The following is a 6438-nucleotide window of genomic DNA, read 5'->3' on the forward strand; positions in this document are numbered from 1 at the left end:
CTGTGTCGCTGACGCCATAATAGCCGCCGGTCGGCCGATGGCCGGATTATATGGATGAGAGAAGCAGCATGAAAAAGATTGTGGGAGTAGCACTGGCCCTGTTGATGGCCGGTTGTGCCAGCGACAACAATGGCGGCGAACAGTACCGCTATACCCCGCCGGTAGCCAAGGCGACCAACAACACCCAGGAGATGCAGATCCCGGTGGATCTGGTGTGGGCCCGTGCCGAGAAGTGGTTTGGCGATCACGGTCTTAACATCGAGAACAGCCAGCGCGGCTCCGGCCTGATGACCGCCAACGTCGAGAATTCGGCCGACGGTCTGGAGTGGCTGGATTGCGGTACCATGGGTTCCAAGGTCGCACTGGGCAACCCCAACCTGCAGATCAACCTGATCATCACCCAGAGCGGCAACAACAGCGTGGCGACCGTCAACGTCAAGGGCAACACCCAGCTCTACTTCGTCGAGTCCTCCGGCGAGCGGGTGCTGGCACCCTCCATCACCCCGGTGTGCGTCTCCCGCGGCAGCCTGGAACAGAGCCTGTTCTCCACCCTCGGCAATTAAGTCGCGCCGAGTGCCAGCAAAAACCCCGTTGCCTGCAACGGGGTTTTTGTTTTTGGCCCGCTAGCCGGGCAGGGCCGGCCAGCCCTGCTGGCGAAAGCGGCCTGGTGCCATCCCGCTCGACTGCTTGAATGCCTTGGCAAACGAGGCCTCCGACTGATAGCCGACCCGCTGCGCCACCTCGCCGAGGGGGAGCTGATCCGGGTGGCGCAGCAGCTCGGCCGCCCGCACCATCCGCACCCGCACCATGAACTCCCAGACGCTGCAGCCCAGCCGTTGGCGAAAGTGGCGAAAAAAGGTGGCGCGGGACATGGCGGCCAGCGCCGCCAGTTCATCCACGCTCCAGGGGTGGGCCGGATCGGCCAGCATGGCCTGCAGCGAACGCCCCAGCCTGGGGTCCTGCAGGGCGCCGACCAGTCCGAGCACCCCGTGCGGATCGCTGGCATGGGCCCGCAGCCCCATGGCCAGCAGCACCTGGCTGAGGGCCGTCAGCACCGCCCCCGAGCCCTGCTGTTCGCGCAGCAGCTCCTGGTGGATCAGACTCAGCACCAGGCTCAGCGCCTGTTGCGACTCGCTGGCGAGCAGCGGGATGCAGAGCGGGCTGGGCAGGGCATCCAGCAACAGCGGCCGCAGCGGCCCCTGATAGCGGTACTCGCCGCACAGAAACTCCACCTGATCGCCGCCATCGCCCCTTAGCGGCAGCAGCCCGTCGCCCGGCTCGGCCAGGGTCAGGGTGTCGCCTTCGCGCCAGATGGTATGGGGCTCGCCACCGGGCAGCAGCAGCAGATCGCCCGGCCGCAGGACCACGTCATCGCCCTGCGCCGTGCTGACCCGGATCTCTCCTTTCATCAGCAGGTGAAACGGCATCACCCCGGCCGGGCTCTGCTCATGGGGCAGCCTGAAACCGCCGCGATAGAGGCAGCGCACGTCGAACGTGCCATGGATGCCGGCCTGGCTGATCAGCTGGTCTATCTGATTCATGATTCTATTTAACTGTTATTTGCGTCTTTAAAGTATTAAACGACTCACACCTCGATGCAATACTGGTTTCATCGAGCAGGCAGGGGCCTGTTCTGCCAAACCGGAGAGTCAAGATGCAAGACTGGGATCAATACCGTAAACAGTTGATGGGCCGCGTCATGGAGCTGGGCACCCTGAGCCCGGATACCCTCAAGGGCTATCAGCAGCTGTCGGCCGCCGGCAGCAAGAGCGGCGTGCTCGATGGCAAGACCCGCGAACTCATCTCGCTGGCGGTGGCCGTCACGACTCGCTGCGATGGCTGCATCGCCGTCCATGCCGATGCCGCCCTCAAGCAGGGGGCCAGCCGGGCGGAGATCGCCGATGCACTGGGCGTTGCCGTTGCCATGAACGCCGGGGCCGCCATGGTCTATTCCGCCCGGGTGCTGGATGCCATCGATCGTTGAGGCCGTGCGGGGCCGGCTGCGGCCGGCCCCTGAGGAGTAAGGATGTTGATATTCAATCGCTTGCTGGCCGTGCTCGCGGGTGGTGATCGTCTGGGCGCAACCCTCTGCCGCATTGCCGTCGGGGTCGTGTTCATCTGGATCGGGCTCTTGAAGTTCATCCCCTACGAGGCGGACAGCATCACCCCTTTCGTGGCCAACAGCCCCTTCATGTCGTTCTTCTATGATCATCCGGACCAGTATCGTCAGCACCTCAATCACGAGGGGGAGCTGGTGCCGGAAAACCGGGCCTGGCACGAGCAAAACAACACCTATGGCTACTCCCATGGCCTGGGCGTGGTGGAACTGGTGTTCGCCCTGCTGATCCTGGCCAATTTCCGCTTTCCCCTGCTGGGATTGATCGGGGCCCTGATGGCGTTTCTGACCCCCTTCGTCACCTTCAGCTTTCTGGTGTTCACGCCGGAAACCTGGGTGCCGGCGCTGGGGGATGCCCACCACGGTTTCCCCTATCTGTCGGGAGCGGGGCGGCTGGTGCTGAAGGACATCATGATGCTGGCGTGTGGTTACATTGCCATGGTGGATTCGGCCAGAACCCTGCTGGCCAGACGTGGATGAGTGACCCTGCCTACCGTTTGCCGCACCCTCTGGGGTGCGGCTTTTTTATGGGGCGCGAGGCATGCATAAAAAAGCCCCCGGCGGGGCCGGGGGCTTGTAGCAGGTTGCCGCGTTAGCGGGCGACATCGCCGTGAAACAGCGTCTGCTCGCCGGCTTTGAGCACATAGCCCTTCCAGGGGAAGAGGGTGTAGCCGCTGCCTTGCCACGACCAGTTGCCTTCCGCCCCCTGGCGGGTGAGCAGGTGCTGCTCGCCGCTTGGCAGGGTCAGCTCGGCCTGGCTCTGATCGGCGTTGAACAGCACGAAGGCGCTGCTGGTCTGGCCGGCATCGGTCGGATTGAGCCGGATGCCCTGCTCGAACAGCCGCACGCACTGCTTGGTCAGTGCCGACCACTGATAGCCCGCGCTGCCGATGCAGCCGTGGCTGTCGCGATCACTGCCAACCAGATGTTGTTCCGGGGTACTGCAGGCCGCCAGCAGCAGGGAGGCGGCCATCAGGGTCAGGGTGCGCATGCTTACTCCTTGGCGTCCCGCTCGATGACGATGTTGGAGAAGCCCAGCTCCTTGAAGTAGTTCTCCCGGTAATCCTTCACGCTCTTCTTGTCGCGTCGGCACACCTGGGCCAGCTGCTCTTCCATGGCGTGGAAGCTGGCCAGGTTGATCCCCTCGGCAGCGGCAATGGCATCGTAGATGCTGTTGAACTTGTCGTTGGCGTAGCCAATCTCTTTGGTTTTTTTGCCGTAGGTGTAGGTAATCTTGAACGCCATGGCGTTATTCCTTTGATTTGGCCTGCTTGCGCTGGACGTACAGATAGAGGCTCTCGACCTTCTCTCTGGCCCAGGGGGTCTTGCGCAAGAACTTCAGGCTGGACTTGATGCTGGGATTATCGGTGAAGCAACGGATATTGATCTGCTGTCCCAGCTCTTCCCAGCCATAGTATTCGACCAGCGCGGTGACGATGGCTTCCAGCGTCAGCCCGTGCAGCGGGTTGTTCTTCTGCGAGGAGGCGGGCTGTTCGCTCATGCCTGCGCCGCCAGCTTGGCAAAGGGCTGGCCCATGCGGGTGGTAACCCCGTTGGCCAGATGGGGCTCGAAACCGGCCAGCATGCCCGGGCCAAACAGACAGACCACGGTACTGCCCAGCTTGAACAGGCCCATCTCGGCGCCTTTTTGCAGGGTGATGGCCTCGTTGCCGCTGTAATCCCAGCGCACGACGCGCTTCTCTTTGGTCGGCGCTATGTTGCCGGCCCAGATGGTCTCGATGCTGGCCACGATAGTGGCACCGACCAGCACCAACGCCATGGGGCCGTGCGGGGTGCGGAAAGTGGCCACCACCCGCTCGTTGCGGGCAAACAGGTTGGGCACGTTCTCGGCGGTGAGCGGGTTGACGGAGAAGAGATCCCCCGGCACGAACACCATGCTCTCCAGCACGCCGTCCAGCGGCATGTGGATGCGGTGATAATCCTTGGGCGCCAGGTAGATGGTGGCGAAGTCGCCATCCTTGAACGGCGCCACCAGATCCTCATAACCGCCCAGCAGCTCGCGAGCGCTGTAGTCGTGGCCCTTGGCCTGGATGATGCGACCCTGCTGGATCGGACCGAGCTGGCTGACGGTGCCATCCACCGGCAGCGCCAGGGTCATGGCATCCTCGACCAGGGGACGGATCCCCGGCTTGAGTTCACGGGTGAAGAATTCGTTGAAACTCTTGTAGTGGGCTGGGCTCTCGTGCAGCGCCTCGCTCATGTCGACCTGGTACTGCTTGATAAAGGCCTCGATCACCCTGGTGGTGAGGTTGCCTGCTTCGGCAGCCGCAAGTTTGCCGACCAGGCGGGAGAGGGCGTGTTTGGGCAGACAGTATTGACCGGCAATTTTCAGGTTGTCAGTAATGCTCATGTTCATCATCAAGGTAGGTTGAATAGGGTCACAGCCGCGCCTGTTGGCGACCGTGACGGGCTTCCTGCATGGTTTCCAGGATGCGGTGATAGTTGTGGAAGCGATCGGCGCTGATGGCGCCACTGTCGACGGCGGCCCGCAGGGCGCAGCCGGGATCGTCCTTGTGGGTACAGTCGCGGAACTTGCAGCCACCCAGGTAGTCGCGAAACTCGACGAAGCACCAGGTGATGCGGTCGGCTTCCAGATGCCAGAGGGCGAACTCGCGGATCCCGGGGGAGTCGATCAGATCGCCGCCGCTCGGGAAGTGATAGAGTCGCGCCGTGGTGGTGGTGTGCTGGCCGAGCCCCGAGTTCTCGGAGATCTCGCCGGTGAGCACATCCAGCCCCGGCATCAGGGCATTGGTGAGGGACGACTTGCCGACCCCGGACTGGCCGACGAAGATGCTGATCTTGTCGGTCAGGGCGGCTTTCAGCTCATCGAGCCCTTCGCCGCTCTCGCAGCTTACCAGCAACACCTCGTAGCCGAGCTTGCGGTAGGTTTCGAGCTGGCGCTCGATGCGGGCACGGGCCGCGTCATCGAGCATGTCGACCTTGTTCAGCACGATCAGGGGGCGGATCTCCACATCCTCGGCGGCCACCAGATAGCGGTCGACGATGTTGGTGGAGAACTCGGGCATCACCGCCGAGACGATGATGATCTGGTCGATGTTGGCGGCGATGGGTTTGACCCCGTCGTAGAAGTCCGGCCGGGTCAGCACCGAGTGACGCGGATGCACCGCCTCGATGACGCCGGCCGTCGCGGCATTGAGGCCGGGGCGCCACACCACCTTGTCGCCGCACACCAGGCTGCTGATGCTGCTGCGCCGCAGGTTGCTGCGGTGGATGGCACCATCGCTCGCCTCGACGTCTGCGTGCTGACCAAAACGGCTGATCACCACCCCTTCGATGGCCGGGCCAAACAGGGTGTCATCCACGACCGTGGTGTGCTCTTTTTGCAGCCGCCGCTCGCGGTTGGCCTGGACGCGCCTTTGTTGACCCAGATTGAGTTTTGCTTTCTTTGCCACTCGATTCGCCAGTTTATGAACAGATCCAAAGCCAGTATGATACATGCAAATTGGCAAAATTCCGCCATTCCTCCCAATAGAGAGAGCAATCATGACAGTCAGCGCGCAGAACCTGGTATGGATCGACATGGAGATGACGGGTCTCGACCCCGAACAGAATGTGGTACTGGAGATCGCCACCATCGTCACCGACAAGGACCTGAACGTGCTGGCCGAAGGGCCGGTCATCGCCATTCACCAGAGCGATGAAGAGCTGGCCAAGATGGACGACTGGAACGTCAACACCCATACCAACAGCGGTCTGGTGGCCCGGGTCAAGGCGAGCCAGCATGATGAGGCGAAAGCCGTCGCCGAGACCCTCGACTTCATTCGCCAGTGGGTGCCGGAGCGCACCAGCCCGCTGTGCGGCAACAGCATCGGTCAGGATCGCCGCTTCATGGTCAAGCACATGAGCGATCTGGAAGCTTTCTTCCACTATCGCAACGTCGACGTCAGCACCATCAAGGAGCTGGTACGCCGCTGGCAGCCGGCGCTGCTGGACCAGTTCAAGAAGAGCGGTACCCATCAGGCGCTGGACGACATCCGCGAATCCATTGCCGAACTGCAGTTTTACCGCAGTCACGTCTTCAAGATCTGAGTCTGCGGCAAGGGCTTGTGCTCTCCCGGTTGCTAAAATCGACAGTTCGACCAGCTTTTGAGCGAACGCGCGCAACCAGACAAAAAAGCCCTTGCAATTGGAATGTCTGCTCTTATAATTCGGCTCCCGTACAGTAGCGCAAGCAACCAAATGCTGTACGGCCGTTTTAAGGTAGTTGCGGGAATAGCTCAGTTGGTAGAGCACGACCTTGCCAAGGTCGGGGTCGCGAGTTCGAGTCTCGTTTCCCGCTCC

The 6438-nt window shown here is 62.3% G+C and carries 10 protein-coding genes and 1 tRNA gene; 5 read left to right on the plus strand and 6 right to left on the minus strand.

Annotated elements, in window-relative coordinates:
* Positions 1 to 68 precede the first annotated feature (68 nt).
* Positions 69 to 563 carry a hypothetical protein gene (locus tag OKC44_RS20790; protein ID WP_017410927.1) on the plus strand — a complete coding sequence of 165 codons (495 nt, stop codon included), beginning with the start codon at positions 69 to 71 and terminating at the stop codon, positions 561 to 563.
* 60 nt (positions 564 to 623) lie between these two features.
* Here the strand turns inward: OKC44_RS20790 and OKC44_RS20795 are convergent, their stop codons facing one another.
* Positions 624 to 1541: an AraC family transcriptional regulator gene (locus OKC44_RS20795; RefSeq protein ID WP_270814876.1), complete on the minus strand. Its 918-nt coding sequence runs from the start codon at positions 1539 to 1541 to the stop codon at positions 624 to 626.
* A gap of 113 nt (positions 1542 to 1654) precedes the next feature.
* Here OKC44_RS20795 and OKC44_RS20800 point away from each other — a divergent pair, with 113 nt between their 5' ends.
* Both OKC44_RS20800 and rclC read left to right on the plus strand, forming a co-directional pair.
* The gene (locus tag OKC44_RS20800; RefSeq protein WP_017410929.1) at positions 1655 to 1984 is read left to right on the plus strand and encodes a carboxymuconolactone decarboxylase family protein; all 330 of its coding nucleotides are present in this window, start codon (positions 1655 to 1657) and stop codon (positions 1982 to 1984) included.
* A gap of 42 nt (positions 1985 to 2026) precedes the next feature.
* Complete coding sequence (gene rclC / locus OKC44_RS20805) at positions 2027 to 2596, plus strand: reactive chlorine resistance membrane protein RclC (protein WP_270814878.1); 570 nt, start codon at positions 2027 to 2029, stop codon at positions 2594 to 2596.
* A 112-nt stretch (positions 2597 to 2708) separates the two neighbouring features.
* On the opposite strand, the gene OKC44_RS20810 is transcribed toward rclC, so the two are convergent.
* From OKC44_RS20810 to rsgA, 5 genes are read right to left on the minus strand one after another with little or no spacing between them, the layout of a single operon-like run.
* The gene (locus OKC44_RS20810) at positions 2709 to 3107 is read right to left on the minus strand and encodes a hypothetical protein (RefSeq protein WP_029304354.1); all 399 of its coding nucleotides are present in this window, start codon (positions 3105 to 3107) and stop codon (positions 2709 to 2711) included.
* Positions 3108 to 3109: 2 nt separating this feature from the next.
* On the minus strand, positions 3110 to 3361 hold the full coding sequence (locus OKC44_RS20815) for a DUF2960 domain-containing protein (protein WP_011707214.1): 252 nt from the start codon (positions 3359 to 3361) through the stop codon (positions 3110 to 3112).
* A gap of 4 nt (positions 3362 to 3365) precedes the next feature.
* Positions 3366 to 3617 carry a VF530 family DNA-binding protein gene (locus tag OKC44_RS20820; protein WP_041217797.1) on the minus strand — a complete coding sequence of 84 codons (252 nt, stop codon included), beginning with the start codon at positions 3615 to 3617 and terminating at the stop codon, positions 3366 to 3368.
* Positions 3614 to 4486 (minus strand): archaetidylserine decarboxylase, encoded by an 873-nt coding sequence (gene asd / locus OKC44_RS20825; RefSeq protein WP_226031400.1) that lies wholly within the window; start codon positions 4484 to 4486, stop codon positions 3614 to 3616. The genes OKC44_RS20820 and asd overlap by 4 nt, the downstream gene beginning before the upstream one ends.
* 28 nt (positions 4487 to 4514) lie before the next feature.
* Complete coding sequence (gene rsgA, locus OKC44_RS20830; protein ID WP_039215125.1) at positions 4515 to 5549, minus strand: small ribosomal subunit biogenesis GTPase RsgA; 1035 nt, start codon at positions 5547 to 5549, stop codon at positions 4515 to 4517.
* A 91-nt stretch (positions 5550 to 5640) separates the two neighbouring features.
* On the opposite strand from rsgA, the gene orn reads away from it, so the two are divergent.
* Positions 5641 to 6186 (plus strand): oligoribonuclease, encoded by a 546-nt coding sequence (gene orn, locus OKC44_RS20835; protein ID WP_118880570.1) that lies wholly within the window; start codon positions 5641 to 5643, stop codon positions 6184 to 6186.
* Positions 6187 to 6363: 177 nt separating this feature from the next.
* Positions 6364 to 6436, plus strand: a tRNA-Gly gene (locus OKC44_RS20840).
* Positions 6437 to 6438 lie beyond the last annotated feature (2 nt).

It is taken from the genome of Aeromonas sp. S41-2, from assembly GCF_027705845.1.
Classification (GTDB): Bacteria; Pseudomonadota; Gammaproteobacteria; order Enterobacterales; family Aeromonadaceae; genus Aeromonas; species Aeromonas hydrophila.